Here is a 20,044-nt window from a genome sequence, read left to right as displayed (position 1 = left end):
AAACACGGCCTTTCCGGTGGGAAAGGCCGTGTGGCGTTTGTCACGGTGGATCGTGTCGTTTTACTCGGCGGATTCACCAAAAATCAGCATGCGAGGCATGTTCATCGCTTTGGCGGAGTTGTAGGTGTAGCCAGCTTTGAGTGCCTGCTCGATTCGCATCGAGACTTCGTGCAGGTGGGCCCGCGAATAGGCGTCCATCTTGTCTTCGCACTTCTTGATTCGGTGGTCGATCTTTTTCATCAGGTCGACCAGTTGCATGCGGGCCAGATCACCGATCGGTTTGTAGGCCGCCGCGCCGTCGTTCTTTTCCAGGATCAGGTCGATCAATCGTTGGACGTGTTCCTGTTGCAGGTTCCGTCGCAGGGAGCTGATCATCGGCTGGCGGTTGCTTCGGTTTTCGGGGCATTCCGAATCGAGTTCCTTCCAGGCGGCGTCGCTGATCGCGTTGAGCAGTTCGGGCAGCGTCAACGCATCGTCTTCGGCCGGCAGGCGGAGTTCGTTGTCGTAGACACGACGCAGCGTCGTCGGGCTCATCAACCAGGTCAGCGCGGAGGCTTGCAGCCCCAGCACTCGATCGTGGATCGGCCAAGTCGCTTCGCCGGAGGTGCCGAAGTGGGCACCGCCGTCGAGCCATTGGTCGCTGGTCATGCGTTCGAGCAATTTGGGAGTCAGGCCGAAGGCTTCGTCGTTGAAGGTCTGGTCGATCACAAACTGCATCGCTTTGCGTTGCTGTTCGGCGGGCACAACGACGACCGGCGGTCGATCGTTCGGGTCGCCTTTCTTGTCACGGTTGACGAATGCGCCGCCGACCCAGTTGGCCATCATGCTAGCCGCGCGGGTTTGGATCGACAGCGTCAATTCATAGCCTCGACGCGCCTTGGCCCAACTGTCGCCGTCTTTGACAAACTTGTCCAAGATCCGGTCGCGATAGACTTTGACCAGCTTCATCTGCTCTTGGGCGTAATCGAGCGGATTGGCGGAGAAGTCGTAGCGACGGGCCAGCGGATCGGGGCCGTTGGTGTCTTCGTCGGTCGCGTATTGCAGTTCCGGTTCGACGCAACGTTTCAGGATTTCCGGCAGGGCTTTGGAGTCGAAGGTGTAACCGTATTCGATGGCCCAGTAATCGTAGGGGCCGATGTCGATCATGGTGTAGTCGCCTTGGACCTTGCCGCTTTCGTAGCGGAAGTTGATCGGGATGTAGTCCATCACCGAGGCCGAGAAGACTTCTTTGCCCTTGAGTTCTTCGCTGTTGATTTTATCAAGCGAATGCAGCGCGGAGCCTTTGAAGTTGTGACGCAATCCGAGGGTGTGCCCGACTTCGTGGGCGACCAGATCCGAGAGCAGCGGTCCGACGAACCAATCGGGCATGCCGTCGAGCATGTCGACGTTGTCCTCTTTCTTTTCGTCCTCTTTCTTTTCGTCGCTGTCCTTTTCGTCGCTGTCCTTTTCGTCGCTGTCCTTTTCGTCGCTGTCCGCGTCTTCGTCCTTGTCCGCGTCGTCGTCCTTGTCTTCGTCTTCGTCCTTGTCCGCTTCGTCATCCTTCTCCGCGTCGTCTTTTTCCTCTTCGTCGTCCTTCTTTTCCTCTTCCTCAGCGGCCTTGGGTTTGTCGTCCATCATGGCCAGGGCCCAGTCCATGCGGGCGACGGCCAGGTCCAAGCTGCGTGCGTTGGCGGCCATGCACATGCCGTTCTTTTGGCTCAGGTGGCCGATCAGTCCGTCGAATTCATCGTCGCCGATCAGCGAGGCATCGGCCGCGGCCATGGAGAACCCGGCGTAGGGCTTTCGGGCGTCGCGGGCGATCTGCTCGCGCAATTGCGGGACTTTGGACGGCGAGGTCATGCGGATGCGAGGGTCCCAGGAAGGGTGTTCGCTGAGCCAGGCCAAGGTTTCGGGGCTGGCGCCTTCCATCGCCAACTTGGGCAGCAGGTCGTCGTACTGGTAGTTGTAATGACGGATCCAGCCGTCGGTCAGGATGATGTCGGCGTCCAAGATTTCACCGGTCATGGGATGGACGCGGCTGGGGCCGATGGCGGTTCCGATATCGTTGTTCAACCAGCGGATGAAGTTGTAGCGAACGTCCTCCGGGTCTTTTTCCATGTGGGCGCCGCTTTCGGCGTCTTGGTAACGGATCTCGATCGCGTCGACGATGCCGACTTTTTCAAAGGCCTTGTTCCAGTAGTCGACACCGGCGCGGATGAAGCGGCGATAGCGGACCGGGGCGGTGTGTTCGACGTAGAAGATGATCGGGTCTTTGGGCGGGCTGAGTTTCAGCTTCGAATCCCGCTTTTGCAGGTTCCAGCGGTTGATGTACCGGATGGTGGTTTCGTCGTCGGTGTACTTGCTGAGGTCGCTGTAGGTGGTGGTGAAGTATCCGACGCGTTGGTCGGCCAGCCGGGGTTTGAATCCGCTGGAGGGGCTGGGGACTTCGCTGAAGGAATAGTGCAGGGTTTGGAACCGCCCGGAGCTGCCGACGGTTTCCATGGCGACTTCGACGTTGGACGGAAAGACTTTGATCGAGTCGATTTTCTTGATGCGTGAATTGGAAATCCGCACGCTGCGTCCGAAGAAGGTGCTGGCGTTACCCAACAGCAGCGCGTCCAGGTCGATAACCGGGCCGCCCGAGCCGCCTTTGGCGAGGATCGGAATGTCCAACAGCACGCGATCGGTGAACAAGCGTTCGACCGAGGCCTTGGATTCCGGGTCGCCGGTGGCGCGGATCGACAGGTTCGGTGCGATCAGGGCCAAGCGGTCGTCATACTGACGCCATTTGACGACCAGTTCACCGGATTGCAGGCCGGCGTAGGTGTCACCGCTGCTAATCGTCAGCGCGATGAAGTAGCTTTTGGTCGCGAAATTCTTGGGCAATTCGGCCAGCAGCTGCGCGTCCTTGGTGCGTTGCCAGACGTCGAAAAAGCCCTTCCGCTTCTCTTGGTCGGAAACGGGGACTTTCTCGTAGCCCTCGGAAACTTTGTCGAAAGTCGGCAAATCGGCCGCGACAACGCGACGTTCAGCCGCACTCACACACAATAGAAAAACAAAACCGGCGACGGCGTATTTCATTCCAGGCACTCAAACATCAGGTGAAAATGGAAACGAAGCAAGCGTAGGTCACGCTTTGGCGGGGCATCGGCCAGGGCGGGGGGCGGGCAGTCAAAGGCGATCCCCGGTGGGACCGGCAAAAGCTGCCTAAACCAATCCGTCGATTGTACCCTTTTAACGATTCCTGTGGGACTCTTTTTACGATTCTGCGGGCCCGTTCGGTTCGCGGCGGGACGCGATCACGGTTCACTTAGGACTCGGCGAGGGGCCGGGGATCCTTTCTGCCAAGGATTGACGGGTATTCATTCCGCATCAACAATCCTTACTTAGAAGCTTCGTGTGAACGATTTGTTCCCGAATTCCAATTTCCAGGTTTTTCTCACCGCAAGGCCATGATGAATCCGCTCCAGCAACAAGACCCCCAGATTTGGGACGCCATCCAGGACGAAGCCCGCCGTCAGCGCGATGGCCTGGAAATGATTGCCAGCGAGAACTACACCAGCTACGCGGTGATGCAGGCCGCCGGCAGCGTCCTGACCAACAAGTACGCCGAAGGCTACCCGGGACGACGCTACTACGGCGGATGCGAACACGTCGATGTCGTCGAAACGCTGGCGATCGATCGGGCCAAGCAGTTGTTCGGCGCCGAAGTCGCCAATGTTCAACCGCATAGTGGGTCCCAGGCTAACACGGCGGTCTATCTGTCGTGCTTGAAACCCGGCGACAAGGTGCTGGGGTTGGATTTGGCCCAGGGCGGTCACTTGACCCACGGCATGAAGCTGAATATCAGTGGCCAGCTGTACGATTTCCACTCCTACGGCGTCACCCAAGACACGAACCGATTGGATTTCGACCAGATCGCCTCGCTGGCCCGGGAGCACAAGCCCAAGCTGATCGTCGCCGGGGCCAGCGCCTATCCCCGCGAGATCCCCCACGACAAGTTCGCCGAGATCGCCGAGGAAGTCGGCGCGCGGCTGATGGTCGACATGGCACACTACGCCGGACTGGTGGCCGCCAAAATCCACAACAGCCCCGTCGGACTGGCGGATTACGTGACCACGACGACGCACAAGACCCTGCGTGGCCCCCGCGGCGGGTTGATCCTGTGCAAGGAAGAACATCAAAAACTGATCAACCGAAACGTCTTTCCCGGAACCCAGGGCGGACCGCTGATGCACGTGATCGCCGGCAAAGCGGTGTGCTTCGGCGAAGCGTTGACCGATGAGTATCGCGGCTACGCTCAAGCGGTCGTCGACAACGCCAAGGTCCTGGCCGAAACGCTGGTCGCCGCCGGATTACCGCTGGTCAGCGGCGGCACCGACAACCACCTGATGTTGGTCGACGTGACGGCCGTCGGATTGGGCGGGAAAGTCGCCGAGTCGGTGTTGGACAGTTGTGGTATCACGGTCAACATGAACATGATCCCGTTCGACCAGCGAAAGCCGATGGATCCGTCCGGGATCCGGATCGGGACGCCGGCACTGACGACCCGCGGCATGGGCGAGACCGAAATGCGCCGCATCGGTGCCTGGATCCACAGCGCGTTGTCCAACCACGAAGACACCGCGCTGCACGAAAAAATTCGCGGCGAGATCCGCGAGATGTGTGCCAGCTTTCCCGTCCCCGCCGACCAAGAGTCCAGTGCGGTGATCGCTTAGGCGGTCGCCGCAAATCGGCTGCCCGCCCGCCGGTTTTCTTTCCTACCCATCGCCCCCTCATACTTCAGTACGTAGACCATGTCCGACTCGACACTGCCAGAGGGCACGCATCGCATCCTGATCGCCGACGACAACGTCGCCAATCGAGAGTTGCTTGAAGCCTACCTGGCAGAGATCGATTGTGAAATCGAAACCTCGGTCGATGGTCAAGACACGCTCGACAAGATCGCGTCCTTCGAACCCGATGTCGTGTTGTTGGACGTGATGATGCCCAAGCTGAGCGGGTTCGAGGTCTGTAAACAGATCAAGGACAACCCCGACACCTCGCACGTCATGGTGTTGATGGTCACGGCACTCAATGAACTCGGCGACATCGAACGCGCCGTCACCGCCGGGACCGACGACTTCATGAGCAAGCCCGTGCAAAAGGTCGAATTGCTGAAACGTGTCGAGAACATGCTGAAGCTGAAAGGCATGAACGACGAACTGAAGCGGCTGCAGCAGTACATCCAGGCGATGGAAGATGCCCAGCGGGCGTCGTGATCGTGGCCGCCTTGCGGTTGAGGCGGGAGGGGCAAAACGATAAGAGGCAGAATGATACGGGGCAGAATGATGGGGGCTGAGTGATGGGGGCTGAGTGATGGGGGCTGAGTGATGGGGGCTGAGTGATGGGGCGGATCGACCATCAACGGGCGTTTCCGCGAGTCGCAGATCATCCAACCTGTTTTCCGTCACCCCTTTCGCTGCCGCACTCGCCTTCCCCTGCGTATCATTCTGCCCCGTATCATTCTGCCTTCTTCTTCGCGACCACGGTCGCCCGAACCGGTCCCGGGTAGCCTTCGACCGTCTTACTCGGGTCGTCCGCGTCCAGAAAATCCGCCAGCGACTGGAACGTCATCCAGTCCGTTGAGCGTTGTTCACTGGTGTCGGTCGCGGTGATATCGACCGTCTGGATGTCTTCGAATCCGGTCCGGCGGATCCACCGACGCAGCATCGCCAGCGAAGGGATGAACCACACGTTCCGCATTTGCGCGTAGCGGTCTTCGGGGACCAGGACTCCGGGTGGGGCATTGTCGGGGTGGTCGTCGTCGATGATCAACGTTTCTAGGACCAGTTCACCCCCGGGGGCCAGGGCTCCGTTCAGGCTGCGGAGGTGATCGATCGGGCTGGTCCGGTGATACAATACGCCGGCCGAGAACACGACGTCGAACGCTCCCAGTTTCTCCGGCAAATCGGTGTCGACCATCGGCACGACAAAATTGTGGCGCGGCGTGGGCTGGTAGCGATTGAAGACTTCAAACTGCATCAGGAACCGCAAGATCGGGTCGATGCCCATCACGATCGACGCCCCCGCCTCCAGCATCCGCCAGCCGTAGTAGCCATTTCCGCAGCCGACATCCAGCACGGATTTGTCGCTCAGATCGATGGCGTGGGCGATGCGGTCCCATTTCCAATCCGAACGCCATTCGGTGTCGATCGTCAGGTCCAGGAAGTCAAACGGGCCTTTGCGCCAGGGGTGAAACGCCATCAGGGTCTCGCGCAGCGCTGTCGTTTCGGCGGCCGGTCCGACCACAGCGACACGGCCGTCTCGGCACACCAGTTGGCGCCCCTCTGCCGACGGCAATGCCTCCAACGCACTGACCCAGCGTTTCAGATCGCCGTTGGTCGGTTGGTGCAGTCGCCGCGCGCAGATCTCGGTGACCGAGTCGGCGAAGGCGTCATGTCCGCGCTGACGAAGCCACTGGTCCAGGGGCCGGCGGTCGAACCAATTCGGGATCGCAGGAGTGGTGTGGGGCATGGGATTGCGAGCGTTTACTTCACGGCCAGGATGGACGCAAAATTGAAGCACTGGAACCAGGGCGCGACGACGCGGAAGCCGATCTCGGTCAGCCGACTTGAGTGCGCGGCGATCGATTCCGGGACCAAGGTGTTTTCCAGCGAGGTTCGTTTCTGGGCGATCTCCAGCTCGCTGTAACCGCAGGCGCGTTTGAAATCCAGGTGCAGTTCGGTCAGCAGTTCCTGTTGTCCGGGATCGTCGAAGCAGACTTTTTCGCTGATCAACAAACCGCCGCCGGGCAGCAGCGCGTCGAAGCAGGTCTGCAACAACCGGCGTCGCTTTTCCGCGGGCACGAATTGCAGGGTGAAATTCAGCACGATCATCGATGCGTCGTGCATCGCGACGTCGCAGATGTCGGCCAAGTGCAGTCGGATGTCGCAGGTGTCCGGGGCATCGGGTTCGGTGTCCAATCTGTCACGCAGCCGGTCGATCATCGCGGCGGAGTTGTCGATCGCGTGAATGGTGACGTCCGCTGGTGCCTGGTTGCGGATCAGCAGCGTGGCGGCACCGAGTGAGCAGCCGAGGTCGTAGACGTGGGTGCCGGGGCGGACGAAGCGTCCGGCCAATTGCTCGATCACCGCAAGGATCGAGGCGTAACCGGGGACGGAGCGCGAGATCATGTCGGGGAAGACGTTGGCGACATCGGCGTCAAATTGGAATTGGCCGACACGCTCACGCGGCAGAGAGTAGAGGTTGTCGCGAGACATCAGTTATCGCCAGTGGCGCTAGTCATCGCCACTGGCGCTCGGGGGCTTGAAGGAAATTTCCTGCCATTTGATGCCCTTGTCCATCGGTTCGATCTGCATCTTCAGGAATCCGTTTTGGTACAGTCGCACGGTCCCGGTGGATTGGCTGACGACGATGGCGACGGCCTTGGTGCGGCGAGTGATCGCGGCGGCGGCCCAGTGGCGTGACCCCAGGCCCTTGGACATGTTCAGGTCTTCGTGCAGGACTTCCAGCATTTGCCGACTGCGTTCGATCGTCCCGTCGGCGGTGATCAAGAAGGCGCCGTCCAGCTGGGAAAGTTCTTTGGCGTCTTCCTGGACCTTGGCGTCGAACAGGTTGCGGGCTTTCTTGTTGTATCCGCGGAACGGGTCGACGCCACTGTCGCTGGCGTGCCGGAGGACGTTGCGGGTATCGCCGACGACGAACAGCGCCCCGACCGGTTTGCCTTCGCGGCCTTCGACACCGATCTGGACGGCCAGGTCAACGACCACCTTCATCGTCTTCAGCGGAACGCTGCTTTCCAGGGATTGCAGATCGCGCGTCGTCAATCGACGCATGCGTTCGTCCAGTTTCAGGTGGCTGATCGAATCGAGCCGTCCGGAGGTGAAACCGCCATAGATCGCGACGACTTCGTCATTGGGCTTGATGAATTCGTCGGCCGCGGCTTCCAGCAAGGCGTGCTGCAACCGCTCGAGCAGCGGGGCCTTTTCTTTGTTGAGCGCGACCGGTTTCAGTCCGGCCTCGGCCGCCCCGTCCAATTCTTCGATCGAGTCGACCGCGACGATCAACGGTTTTTCGAACTTGTGCTTGTTGGCCAGCTCGGCCAACCGCTGCCAATCGGTCGCCCCTTCCAGCAGCAGCACGATCGCATCGGCGGAAATCGCGTCGACCAACGTCATCGCCGATGCCAGCATCGCCGTGTTGTGTTTGGTCAAGCGGAGAGTTGCCATAGCGCCGGTGGGTTGATCAATGAGCGAGAAACGTTGTCCCTAAACTGTAGCTCACCGTTAAAATCCCGCCCAGTGATGCGGGCCTGTTCGAGCCTGTTTTTTTGTGATCCAACGGCCGATCGGAGCCTCTGTTGGGGACGCCGGTTCGCAGTGGCGATGATGTTTGCAGTCGGACTCCCCAAAGCGTAGACTCGCGATGATGAGCACCGCCCCAAAACACGACCGCATTTCCATCCAAGACGACTTGGCCGGAGAGACGCTTTCGGATCAGCGTCACGAGTACGTCGCCGGGATCGTTTACGCACAGGGCGGCGGTTCGAACCGCCACAATGCGGTCGCGACCAACGTGATCGTTGCGCTGGCGAATCAGCTTCGCGGGCGACCGTGTCGGGCATTCAACTCGGATACAAAGGTGAGGATCCGCAACGCCCGCGAAACTCGGTTCAAGGGGTTCCAGCGGTCGATTGTGCGTGGGATGGATCAGACGATCGAGCTGCAGCAGCTTTCGCGGCGTTTGCCGCTGCGGGAGTTTTATGACGATGTGCAACTGGACGAATCGGACGCCTCGGACCAGTGATGACTGAGCACCTTCGCAACCGCAGATGGCGCCGCACCATCGTGACCCTGTCAGCGTGCTTTCCCCTGTTGCTGCTCTTGTCAGCGGGCGCGTGTCGTCGTCCGTCGCCGGAGCAAACGTCGACGGCATCGGTGGACGAATCGGCGACGTCGGAAATCGGCTTTGCTGAGCAACTTTCCGGCGGACGGTCGGGGCAAGCAGATCGAATCAAACTATCGCAAACGTCGGTCGATGACGCGGACTTGAGTGCCGTGGAACCCAGTGACGAGTGGCTGGAAGTGATTCAGTTGGATGCGGGGGCGGTCACCGACGCGGGGGCGGAGGCGATTGCCGCGCTGCCAAGTCTGGTGCATCTGCGGCTGCGGCTCTCGCCGCTGACCGATCGGGGGCTGAAGGCGATCGCCGGTTGCCGGTCGATTCAGATTCTGAACCTGCCGCACTGCGATGCCACCGCGGCGGGTGTCACCGAGCTGGCGGCATTGCCCCAGCTGCGGAACTTGCGTCTGGGCGGGCCGCGACTGGGGGCGGAGACGGCCGCGGCGGTGGCGGGGATCGACAGCCTGAGAAATGTTCACCTGATCGGTGTCCCGATCGATGACCTGGGATTGCGGCAGATCGCTTCGCTGCCCAAACTCCAGTCGCTCTATTTGGACGATAGCGCGGTGACGCAATCGGGGTGGGATTGGTTGTTTGACACTCACCCGGATCTGCACGTTCACGTCAACCAGAAACACCCCGATCGTGTGAAACCACATCACCCATGAACGACAGAATCCGAAAACTGAGTAGCCAGCTTGCGACGATCGAGGCGGACGCGTTTTTGGTGACCAATGAAATCAACGTGACTTACTTGACCGGGTTTACCGGCGACAGTTCGTCCCTGTTGGTGCATTCGACCGGTCAAACGATGCTCAGCGATGGGCGTTACACCGAACAGCTGGAAGAAGAGTGTCCGGGGTTGGCCGTAGCGATCAAATCGCCGTCGGAAAAGCCGATCGATTTTTTCGCCGAGGTGGTCGGCGGGGTCGGCGCGAACCGGATCGCGATCGAAGCCGATCAGGTGACGGTATCGCAGGTCCGCCAATTCAAAGAGCGGCTGCCCGAGGTCCAGTGGGTCGAGACGACGGGCGTTGTCAGCGGGCAGCGGATGATCAAGGACGCCGAAGAGATCGATATCTTGCGGAGCGCGGTGCGGATCAACGAGCGGGCGCTGCAGTCGATCCTGGCGAAATTGGGGCCGGACTGGACGGAGCAGGAGATCGCCTATGAATTGGAGGCGACGATCCGGCGGATGGGGGCGACCGGGTTCAGTTTCGAGCCGATCATCGGTGCGGGGCCCGGAGGGGCGAAGCCACATTATCGCAGCAGTCTGGCGGTGGTCGGCGATTATCCGACGCTGTTGGTCGACTGGGGCACCAAATTGGGGGGCTATGCGAGTGACATGACCCGCAGTTTTCATTTCGGCAATCCGCCGGCGCGCTTCCTGTCGGCCTATGAAGCCGTTTTAGAATCTCAGCTCGCAGCGATTGATGCGATTCGTCCTGGCGTGGATGCGTCAAAAGTGGACGCAGCGGCTCGAAATGTGCTGAAAAACGCTGGCTTGGGGGAATACTTTGTGCACGGACTGGGCCACGGCGTGGGACTGGAAATTCATGAGATGCCGCGGCTTTCGGCGGTCAGTGAGGATGTTCTGGCTCCCGGCATGGTGATCACGGTCGAGCCGGGGGTGTATTTTGGTGGCGAATTCGGAATCCGCATCGAGGATGACGTTTTGGTGACGGAGACTGGGCACGAGGTTCTCAGTCAAATGCCAAAGGGCCTCGATGATTGTGGGTTGATCCTGTAAAACCTCGCCCAATCTTTTTTTTTCGCGATCGAGATAGGCATGAGCAAAGGCAAACAAGCGGGCGACAACGTCTTCGATTTAGAACGCATCCGTGACATCGTGAAGCTGATGGAAGAGCACGAGTTGACGGAGGTGGATTTGCAGCAGGGCGACGACCGAATCAAGCTCGGTCGCGGTGGTACGGCGTTGGTTGCCCCCGCGGCAGCCGCCCCGCAGCCGGCCCCTGCGGCGGCGCCTCCGGCAGCGACCGCCTCATCGGCGGTCGATGACGGAACGATCACGATCAATGCCCCGATGGTCGGAACGTTTTATTCCAAAGCGAACCCTGAATCGGAACCGTTCGTCCAAGTCGGACAGATGGTCAGCCCCGACACGATCGTCTGCATCGTCGAGGCGATGAAGGTGTTCAACGAGATCCCCGCCGAATGTAGCGGCAAGGTCGTGGAGGTCTTGGTGGCCGATCAGCAGGCGGTCGATTTCGGAAAGCCGATGTTCCGAATTCAACCCAACCCCTAATCACCCATCCGGCCCCGATCCACCACGTCGCGACCACGTCGGCGAGCGGCCGATCGCCAGATCCCCTGCGGCCGCCATGCCGGGCGCGGCCGCGCCGCATCATTACCGGGTACGTCAGAGAGAGCTGTGTTTCAAAAAGTACTGATCGCCAACCGCGGCGAAATTGCGGTCCGAATCATCCGCGCCTGTCGCGAGATGGGTATCCAAAGCGTCGCGGTCTACAGCACCGCCGATGCCGATTCGATGCACGTCCAATTGGCCGACGAGGCGTATTGCGTCGGCGGTCCCAAGAGCGCCGAAAGCTACCTGAAGATCGACCAGATCATTGCGGCCGCCGAAGTCGCGGGCGTCGATGCGATTCACCCCGGTTACGGGTTCCTGGCCGAAAACGCCCACTTCAACGAAGTCTGTCGCGAGAGCGGGTTTGAATTCATCGGCCCCAGTCCGGCGGCGATGGAAAAACTGGGCGACAAGAACACGGCCCGATCAATGGCGATCGCCAGCGACGTCCCCGTGGTGCCCGGCAGCGACGGATTGATCGAAGACGACAAGGCGGCGATCGCGACGGCAGAGAAAATCGGATTCCCGGTGCTGATCAAGGCCACCGCCGGTGGTGGCGGCAAGGGCATGCGGGTCGCCCAGACCGCCGAAGAGCTGGAAAAAGCGCTCAACCAAGCCCGCACCGAAGCGCAAGCCGCGTTCGGCAACGGCGGCGTCTACTTGGAACGCTACATCGGCTCCCCGCGGCACGTCGAAGTGCAAGTCATCGCCGACACCCACGGCAATGTCTGTCACCTGTTCGAACGCGATTGCAGCGTCCAGCGTCGACACCAAAAGCTGATCGAAGAGGCGCCCAGCCCGAATCTGCCCAAGGAGAAACGCAGGGCGATCTGCGAGGCGGCCGTTCGCATGATCCGTGGCGCCGAATACAGCAACGCGGGGACGGTTGAGTTCATCGTCGACCAAAACGACGATTTTTTCTTCATCGAAGTCAACGCGCGGATTCAGGTCGAGCACCCGGTGACCGAAATGATCACCGGCGTGGATTTGATCAAAGAACAGATTCGTGTCGCCGCCGGCGAGAAACTTTCCTTCTCCCAAGATCAACTGAAGGTGATCGGGCATGCGTTGGAGTGCCGGATCAACGCCGAGAACCCCGACAAGAACTTCATGCCCAACCCGGGAAAGATCACGAAGTTCTATGCACCGGGCGGGTTGGGCGTGCGCTTCGATTCGCACGTCTACGGCGGCTACACCGTCCCGCCGCACTACGATTCCATGATCGGCAAATTGATCGTTCACCGGCCCACGCGGGAAGACGCGATCGCGACGATGCGCCGCGCGTTGGCGGAGATCCAGACCGACGGGATCTCCACGACCGCCAGTTTTCACGAGCAGGTGCTGCAACACCCCGAATTCGTTTCGGGCAAGCACGACACCCACTTCGTCGAACGCGAATTCACGGGCAAATAATCTCTTGGAAAATGCACTGATCGGATGGCTGATCGCATTGGCGGTGATTCCACCGATGTTGATCAGTCTGGTCAGTCTGTACCCGGTGCGTCGCAACGCCGTGCGACTGGGATTGGTCGCCCAACCGGTCGGTCACAGCACGCACACCCACGCAACACCGCTGGGTGGCGGCATCGGGATCTGGTTGGGGATCATCGTTCCGATGACCCTGGGCACCATCCTGGTCTTGATCGCCGATCGTGTGCCGATGGTCGCGGGCGTGGTGCCCGAATCGGTGCTGGGTTATTTTGAAGGCATTCAGTCGCGTTTGGCTCAGCTGTGGTGGTTGCTCGGCTCGGCGACGGTTTTGTTTGCGTTGGGGATTTGGGACGATCGCCGCGGCGCCCCGGTGCTGTTGCGGCTGGGCGTGGAATTCGCCGTCGCGGCGTTTGTGGTTTATTACTTGGGGTTCGGGTTCACGGCGTTCATCGGTGCGGCTTGGTTGACCAAGATCTTGTCGGTCGTCTGGATCGTGGCGGTGATCAATTCGTTCAACATGTTGGACAACATGGATGCGCTCAGCGGTGGTGTGGCGGCGATCATCGCCGGGGCGATGGCGGCGGTGATGTTGACCACGCCTAGCCCGGGAACGACCGAGCCTCAGTTGTTCGTCGCCGGATTGCTGTTGTCGGTCGCCGGATCGTTGCTGGGATTTTTGTGGCACAACCGGCCGCCGGCAAAAATTTTCATGGGTGACGGGGGCAGTTACCTGGTCGGGTTTCTGATCGCCGTTTCGATGTTGATGGCGACGTTCGCCAGCCCGCCGCGACCGCACGCGGTGCTGGCGCCGCTGTGCGTGATGGCGATCCCGATGTACGACATGGCGACGGTGTTGTGGATTCGGATTCGCGAAGGACGCAGCGTGTTTGTGGGCGATCGCAGCCATTTTTCGCACCGGTTGGTCGATTTGGGGCTGTCACGGACACAGGCCGTGATGACGATTCATCTGGTCACGGCGACGTGTGGATTGGCGGCGCTGCTGTTGGTTCACGTCACGGTTTTGCAAGCGGTCGCGGTGCTGGGGATCGTGGCCTGTATGTTGTTGTTGGTCGTGATTCTGGAATCGACCGGATGGCAAAAACAAAGCAACGAGTGAAGTCGCGAAAGCCGGCCGTCGACGCTGCAGACGCATCTGTGCCCTCGCGGCGGGATGTTGCCGCCGACGATGCCCCGGCTTGGGCCGCCTGGTGTCGTCGACTTGCCGCAGCCACGCTGGGTGGGCTGGTGGTGTTTGTCGCGTATTATCCCAGCGACAGTGTCTTGGTCGAATCCGGCGACGCGTTGTGGTTCTGCGCGTTGTCGTTGATCGTGTGGACGTTGACGATGGCAAGCGAGCCGATGGTTCGGCGCTTGCCGCCCGCCACGCCGGGCAAAGTCTCCCGTACGATTTCGACGTTGATCGGCAACGGATTGATTCTGGACCTGTCGGTGTGGGCGCTGGCGTTGTGGATGATGGCGGCCGCGTTGGCGTCGTGCCCACCGGGAAACCTGCGTCAAGCGACCAACGAAGCTTGGGTGTGGATCGCCGCGGCGGCCGTGTTGACCGCGGCGCGACGGCTGTTGGCAGACGTTTCGATGCGCGCGGTGCTGTTTTCGCTGTTGGCGGCGGTTGCCACGGCGATGGCCGCTCACGCGTTGCATCAAGAATGGATCAGTTTGCCCCAGACCAGGGCTGAGTACTTGGCCGACCCGGATGCGGTGCTGCGCGCCGCCGGGGTGGTCGCGCCGCCGGGGTCGGCCGCGCGGATGGTGTTCGCCAACCGGTTGTTGGATGGAGGGCCGACGGCGACGTTTGCGTTGGCCAATTCGTTGGCCGCGATGATGTTGGTCGCGGTGACGATACCGCTGGCGTTGCTACGTGGCGGCCTGGCTTCGCCGCGGGCCGGTGGCCGAGTCTCGATTTCCTGCGTCCCGGAGGGCTGGATTCGCGTGGCGTTGGTGTTGATCGCGTTGGTCGGCGCCGCGGCACTGCTGTCCACCCGCAGCCGCAGCGCGTTGATCGCGTGTTTGATGGCGGGGCTATGGATCTGGATCCGTGGCAATCGATCGGCCGATGCAAGGCGTTTCAAGACGCTGGCCACCGCGGTTTCGATCGCAGGGTTCATCGGTGGCGTGCTGTTGGTCGGATTGCTGTTGTGGGGCGACGAGGAGTGGATGGCCGCGGCGCCGGCGTCGCTGGAGTTTCGGTTGCAGTATTGGAAATCAACGGCGCTGTTGTTGTTGGATCATCCCGTGTTGGGGGCCGGGCCGGGCGGTTTTCAGGCGATGTACTTGCAGTACCGATTGCCGGTGGCCAACGAGTCGATCGCCGATCCACACAACTTTTTGTTTGAGACGCTTGCGGCCGGCGGGCTGGTCGGCGGTTGGTTGTTTGTGCTGGCATCGATCGCCGGCGTGTTGACATGTCGACGCGCCGGGATGCGTGAAGAATCCGAAGGAGCGGCTTTCGAATCCACCGCTTCGGCCGTCGGCGGTTCGCAGTGGATGGTCTACGGGGCACTGGTCTCGCTGGGATTGGTTTGGGGATTTGCGTTGTTGTCGGGCCAGTTGCCGGATTTCCAGGCCAGCGTGATCGCGGTGCCATCGGGCATCGCGACGGGGTGGGTGACGTCGCGCGGCTTGCGGGCTGCCGCGGCGTTTCAGGTTCGGTTGGTCGCCGGCGCGATTTTGTTGGCGGTGATGACCCACTTGCTCGTTTCGGGGGGCTGGACGGTTCCGGGGGGCGCCATCGTGATCTGGTTGGCGGTCGCCTCGCTGGGCAGCGTCGGGGGTGGCCAGGTCGAAGCGAACGCGGCGACGGACGCCGATGAAATTGCCGGCGAAGTCGATCGGAGTCGGCGGGCGAAGTCGTCGCTGGTGGCGTTGGGGGTGGGCTTGGTCTTGCTGGCGTGTTTGCGATACGAAGCGATCATGCCTGTTCAGCAATCGCAGCTCGCGTTGCGGCGCGGCGAAGATGCCGCGCGGCGGGGAATGCTATCGCGTGTGGAGTCGGAAAGTCGGCGTGCGGTCCAGGCCGATGACTGGGGATTCGAAGCCCCGCGTTGGCGTTCAGAGTTTCTGAAAGGGCGATTGATCGACCGGGGGAATGATCCCAACGCCCGAAAACAGTGGCAATCGGCGTTGCAGATTGCGTTGGACCGGGCGGGGGCGAATCCGACGCTGCTGCGGGCGGCGGGGGAACAGCACCTGCACCTGTATCAATGTTTCGGGCAAACAGCGGATTTAGAAGCGGCCGACCGCCTGGTTTCACAGGCCTTGGCGATCAATCCGACGGATTTGTCGCTGGTCGCACAAGCGGCCGTGATCGCCGACGAGCGGTCCGAGACGGCTAAAGCGGGGGTTTTGGCCGACCGGGCGCGGCAATTGTCTGGTTTGGGCGGCAACATCGTCCGCGATTTGGGGCTGCAGCAAATCCTGGTCGCCGCGAAAATCGGGACTCCCGCGCGGCGGCAACCGGTCTCCCGGTCGATCAAGGATCGATTTCGTCAGCGACCGGGGTTGGCGGGCGAACCAGAGCCGCATCCGGGGCGTAGCAACGACACCTCCGAATAGAGAATCTCGTCGAATAGGTTTGATCGTGAATAAATTTTGGCTCCTGCTCGGTCTGTCGTTTGTCATCGGAACCACCTGTGCCTGGACGATGAACTACATGGAATACGGACACCGGGAAGCTTATTTCGGTGAGATCACGATGGACGGCAGCGTGACGGCCGACAACGTGATGGCCAAGCTGAAGGAGTACCACAGCGATTCGGCGGCCCGAGCGGAGTTAGAGGGCAAGCCGATTTATAACTTCGGGGCGATGTCACCGGGCAGCAAGGGTTCGCACAAATTTGTCGTCAAGAACGTCGGCAACGGCGTACTGCGGCTGGAGCTCGGTGCGTCGACGTGCAAATGTACACTCGGCTCACTGGTCAACAATCAACTCGCCCCCGGCGAATCGACTTCGGTCGAGCTTGAATGGACGATTTCGAGCGACAAGACCACGTTCGAACAGTCCGCCGAGCTGCGGACCAACGATCCGCTGCGGCCGGCGATCCGCTTGGTCGTTCAAGGGTTGGTGATCAGCGATATCGAATTCGATCCCAAACAAATCACGTTCGGCGAAGTGCTTGCCGCCGAACCGTTCGAGTTTTCGACCAAGTTGTACAACTACTACGACACGGACATCGTTCCCCAATCCGCGAAATTCGGCAGTGAGGAATTGACGGAGCTGTCTGAAGTGGAGTTTGAACCCTTCGAAGTCAGCGAAGCCGACGGTTCGCACCAAAACGCCAGGCAGGGGTTCTTGGTCAAAGTCAACGTCAAGCCGGGACTGCGCCAGGGCCCGCTGGTGACGAATTTGCAGGTCAGTTTCAAAAAGGTTGAATCCTCGGAAGATGCCACGACGGACGCTGCGACCGATGAATTGAGCGAAGACACCTTTGTCGCGTTGGCCGAATGTGCCGGCCGAGTGATGGGGCCGCTAACCATCCTTGAGTCTTCGGCGATGAAGAGCACCGACAACGGGGGATACATCTGGACGTTGGGGCGGTTGGACGCCGACGACGATCTTGAGAAAAAATGTCTCGTGGCACTTAAGGGTAGCGAGAAAGACTCAACAAACCTTACGATTGGGGAAACTTACCCAAGTGACGTAGTTGAGGCAGAGTTTGGCAAGCCGATCGGCCGCGGCCAAACGAGGCTTTTCCCTCTCGTTTTGAAGCTCAAGGCGGGCGAGGAGTTGATCGACTTGCTGGGTAAGAACAAAGACGACTTCGGTTGGCTGTGGATTGAGTCCGATAATCCGAAGGTAAGCCGCATGAAAGTGGCGATAAAAGTTTTGATCGAACCGAGACCCTAGCCTTCGTCGCAGCCCGGCTGCGACATTTCATCGGATGGTGTTGTGAAACAGACAGTCCACTTCCTGCCGACCCCCTTGTCGCTCCCCAACCTTCGCCGCGGCGCCACTGCATTGAAACGAGTTGGATTGGGCCAGGCGTTGGCCCTGTCGGCCGGTTTGCTCGCCATCAGCGGTTGTGCTGACCGCGACGACCTGACGGCGATCGATTACCCGATCCAAGCGGAGGTCGACGCCGCGATGGCCGCCCGTACGCAAGGCGACCTGCGGCCAGAGATTCGAACGGATACGCCGATCGACGCCCCCATCCAGTGGCGCGGGGCGCCCGGTCGCTCCAGGGGCCAGTCGCGTCTGGCGAGCTTTGCCAACAGATCTCGAAAACCGATCGAATGGACGTTTGGCGGATTCAATCCCCGGCGGCAGCCTGCAGCTGCATCCGGGCAAGCCGACAGCGGGATCTTGCTGGTCCAGGCTCCCGCGTTGCCCGCCGTCCCGGCGGGCTACGACGACGAAGCGGTCGATGAAAACCAAGCGGGATCGAGTGCGTCGGATCTTGGTCCGGTGGAGGTCATTCCGACGCCGCCGCCGCGTCCGGAGGTCAAGGCGGAACTGGTTCCCACACCACCAGGAATCCGCGAAGAGATGCAGCGGACTGCTGATTCCAAGTCCGCACCGGTGGCCCGAATTGCAGCCGAAATCGAAAACGCCAACTCCGCAAAAGCGGGTGCGGAGGCGGCGGAGATGGAAGCCGTCGCAGCAAAGGAACAAGTGCCTGGAAAACCCGCGTTGATCGACCCGGCGTCCGAGATCGGATTGGTCGCGACCCAAGAGGGACCGGAAGATTACCGCAACTGGCCGGCACCCGACGCGGTGTTGTTCGTCACCGGTGACCAACACGGCTACATCGAACCCTGTGGTTGCACGGGGCTGGACAAGCAAAAAGGTGGTGTCGCGCGGCGGTTCACGTTCATGAATCAGTTGCGCGACATGGGCTGGTCGCTGGTACCGGTCGATGCCGGCAACCAGATCCGCCGGATCGGACAGCAAGCGGCGATCAAGTTTGAAAAGTCGTCCAGCGCACTGACCGAAATGAAATACCAGGCCGTCGGATTCGGTCCCGATGACCTGCGTCTGAGCCCGACCGATTTGATCGCGCACACCTATGCCGATTCGCCAGAGAATGCGATGTACGTTTCGGCCAACCTGATCTTGCTGGATCCTTCGCTGTTGCCGAGTCATAAAATCGTTCGAAGTGGTGAGTGGAACATCGGTTTGACGTCGATCCTGGATCCCGATGCACTGGAAGCACCACTGGGGTCGGATGTGACGTTGAAACCGATCAAGGCGTCGGCCGAAGCGGTGTTGAAAGAAATGGATTCTGCCGGCGCGAACTTTCGAGTGGTGACCTTCTTCGGCGATGAAGACGTTGCCAAGAAGCTGATGGCCGACGTTCCCGGGTTCGATCTGATCGTCGTTTCGGGCGGCTATGGCGAACCGACGTATCAGCCGCAGTCGATCGAAGACAGCAAGACCAAGCTGATCGTGACGGGCAACAAGGGCATGTTCGTCGGCCTGGTCGGGTTGTATCAAAACCAGCCGATGAAGTACGTCCGCGTTCCCTTGACCGATGAATTCAAAGACGCGCCGGAAATGAGAAAGTTGATGGCGGACTACCAACAGCAACTCGAACAACTGGGGCTGTCCGGGTTGGGGCTGTCTCCGATCCCGCATCCGTCGGGTGAGAAGTTCATCGGCAGCGAAGCGTGTGGAAAGTGCCACACCACGGCGTTTGACATTTGGGAAGGTTCGGGACACGCCGAAGCGACCGCCCATATCGTCGAACCGACCGAGGGTCGCGGCGACGTTCCGCGGCATTTTGATCCCGAATGTCTCAGTTGCCACGTCACCGGATGGAACCCACAAAACTACTATCCCTACGAATCGGGCTACTTGTCGCTGGAGCAGTCGGCTCATTTGACCGGCAACGGATGCGAGAACTGTCACGGTCCGGGCGCCAGTCATGCAGCGGCCGAAGCCGAAAATTCAGGGGTCAGCGAAGAACGCAAGAACAGTCTTCGATTGGCGATGCAGTTGCCGCTTGAAAAGGCAAAGGAGCATTGCATGGAATGCCATGACCTGGACAACAGCCCCGATTTTCACGACGAAGATGCCTTCGAAGACATCTACTGGCCCGAAGTCGAGCACTACGGGTTGGATTAGGCACGTGTCGCTGGGGGCCAATGCTAGCCCGATGCGGGAGCGACGAGTAGCGCGCGGCAGCTCGCTGACCGGCCTGTTGATTCAGCCGCCACGCGCTAGCGTGCGGTTCCGTCGCCAATCGCCGTGGAAGCACCTGAACCGTGAGCTAGCGCTCATCGGCTAATGAACTATCCGGGCTAGCCCTGGTTGCGTGGCGGCAAGAACCGCGGCTAGCGCCGTTCGGCTGCTCTATTCAACAGGCGGTGACGCTTTCCGCTCTCATCCCGCGGCATGCCGACTTCGATTATCATGCCGGGCAAGATTTGAAGGATGCCGAAACGCCT

General features: G+C 60.6%; 15 protein-coding genes. 11 read left to right on the top strand and 4 right to left on the bottom strand.

From position 1 onward, the window contains the following. Window positions 1–60 precede the first annotated feature (60 nt). Window positions 61–3,060, bottom strand: a complete 3,000-nt coding sequence (locus H1B37_RS06940) for a zinc-dependent metalloprotease (RefSeq protein WP_182865907.1) — start codon at window positions 3,058–3,060, stop codon at window positions 61–63. Window positions 3,061–3,434: 374 nt separating this feature from the next. On the opposite strand from H1B37_RS06940, the gene glyA reads away from it, so the two are divergent. Beyond that, window positions 3,435–4,697, top strand: a complete 1,263-nt coding sequence (glyA, locus tag H1B37_RS06935; protein WP_182865976.1) for a serine hydroxymethyltransferase — start codon at window positions 3,435–3,437, stop codon at window positions 4,695–4,697. A gap of 78 nt (window positions 4,698–4,775) precedes the next feature. Then, a complete protein-coding gene (locus H1B37_RS06930) occupies window positions 4,776–5,240 on the top strand; it encodes a response regulator (protein ID WP_182865906.1) in 465 nt (154 codons plus the stop codon). Between the two features lie 241 nt (window positions 5,241–5,481). Here H1B37_RS06930 and cmoB read toward each other — a convergent pair whose 3' ends face one another. Genes cmoB through H1B37_RS06915 form a run of 3 tightly spaced genes read right to left on the bottom strand, consistent with a single transcriptional unit; the run spans window position 5,482 to window position 8,210 of the window. After that, the gene (cmoB, locus tag H1B37_RS06925; protein ID WP_182865905.1) at window positions 5,482–6,495 is read right to left on the bottom strand and encodes a tRNA 5-methoxyuridine(34)/uridine 5-oxyacetic acid(34) synthase CmoB; all 1,014 of its coding nucleotides are present in this window, start codon (window positions 6,493–6,495) and stop codon (window positions 5,482–5,484) included. Window positions 6,496–6,509: 14 nt separating this feature from the next. Then, window positions 6,510–7,241 carry a carboxy-S-adenosyl-L-methionine synthase CmoA gene (cmoA, locus tag H1B37_RS06920; RefSeq protein WP_220498077.1) on the bottom strand — a complete coding sequence of 244 codons (732 nt, stop codon included), beginning with the start codon at window positions 7,239–7,241 and terminating at the stop codon, window positions 6,510–6,512. Between the two features lie 18 nt (window positions 7,242–7,259). Next, window positions 7,260–8,210 (bottom strand): DNA integrity scanning protein DisA nucleotide-binding domain protein, encoded by a 951-nt coding sequence (locus H1B37_RS06915; protein ID WP_182865904.1) that lies wholly within the window; start codon window positions 8,208–8,210, stop codon window positions 7,260–7,262. A gap of 196 nt (window positions 8,211–8,406) precedes the next feature. Here H1B37_RS06915 and H1B37_RS06910 point away from each other — a divergent pair, with 196 nt between their 5' ends. From H1B37_RS06910 to H1B37_RS06870, 9 genes are all read left to right on the top strand, one after another. Next, complete coding sequence (locus H1B37_RS06910; RefSeq protein ID WP_182865903.1) at window positions 8,407–8,787, top strand: Uma2 family endonuclease; 381 nt, start codon at window positions 8,407–8,409, stop codon at window positions 8,785–8,787. Then, window positions 8,787–9,551: a leucine-rich repeat domain-containing protein gene (locus tag H1B37_RS06905; RefSeq protein WP_182865902.1), complete on the top strand. Its 765-nt coding sequence runs from the start codon at window positions 8,787–8,789 to the stop codon at window positions 9,549–9,551. The genes H1B37_RS06910 and H1B37_RS06905 overlap by 1 nt, the downstream gene beginning before the upstream one ends. Next, window positions 9,548–10,633 (top strand): M24 family metallopeptidase, encoded by a 1,086-nt coding sequence (locus H1B37_RS06900; RefSeq protein WP_182865901.1) that lies wholly within the window; start codon window positions 9,548–9,550, stop codon window positions 10,631–10,633. The genes H1B37_RS06905 and H1B37_RS06900 overlap by 4 nt, the downstream gene beginning before the upstream one ends. Window positions 10,634–10,672: 39 nt before the next feature. Next, complete coding sequence (gene accB, locus H1B37_RS06895; protein WP_182865900.1) at window positions 10,673–11,149, top strand: acetyl-CoA carboxylase biotin carboxyl carrier protein; 477 nt, start codon at window positions 10,673–10,675, stop codon at window positions 11,147–11,149. 126 nt (window positions 11,150–11,275) lie between these two features. Continuing rightward, window positions 11,276–12,622, top strand: a complete 1,347-nt coding sequence (gene accC / locus H1B37_RS06890) for an acetyl-CoA carboxylase biotin carboxylase subunit (RefSeq protein WP_182865899.1) — start codon at window positions 11,276–11,278, stop codon at window positions 12,620–12,622. 55 nt (window positions 12,623–12,677) lie between these two features. Continuing rightward, window positions 12,678–13,757, top strand: a complete 1,080-nt coding sequence (locus H1B37_RS06885) for an MraY family glycosyltransferase (RefSeq protein WP_182865974.1) — start codon at window positions 12,678–12,680, stop codon at window positions 13,755–13,757. Then, entirely contained in the window at window positions 13,733–16,213 is a 2,481-nt protein-coding gene (locus H1B37_RS06880; RefSeq protein ID WP_182865898.1) for an O-antigen ligase family protein, read from the top strand. Before H1B37_RS06885 ends, H1B37_RS06880 begins: the two co-directional genes overlap by 25 nt. A 25-nt stretch (window positions 16,214–16,238) precedes the next feature. Continuing rightward, the gene (locus H1B37_RS06875) at window positions 16,239–17,504 is read left to right on the top strand and encodes a DUF1573 domain-containing protein (RefSeq protein WP_182865897.1); all 1,266 of its coding nucleotides are present in this window, start codon (window positions 16,239–16,241) and stop codon (window positions 17,502–17,504) included. Between the two features lie 42 nt (window positions 17,505–17,546). Then, on the top strand, window positions 17,547–19,721 hold the full coding sequence (locus H1B37_RS06870) for a multiheme c-type cytochrome (protein WP_353620794.1): 2,175 nt from the start codon (window positions 17,547–17,549) through the stop codon (window positions 19,719–19,721). Window positions 19,722–20,044 lie beyond the last annotated feature (323 nt).

Origin of the sequence: Stieleria mannarensis (assembly GCF_014154935.1) — a bacterium.
GTDB lineage: Bacteria > Planctomycetota > Planctomycetia > Pirellulales > Pirellulaceae > Stieleria > Stieleria mannarensis.
The sequence above is the reverse complement of the archived record's forward strand: the minus strand, read 5'-3'. Positions and strand labels throughout refer to the sequence as shown.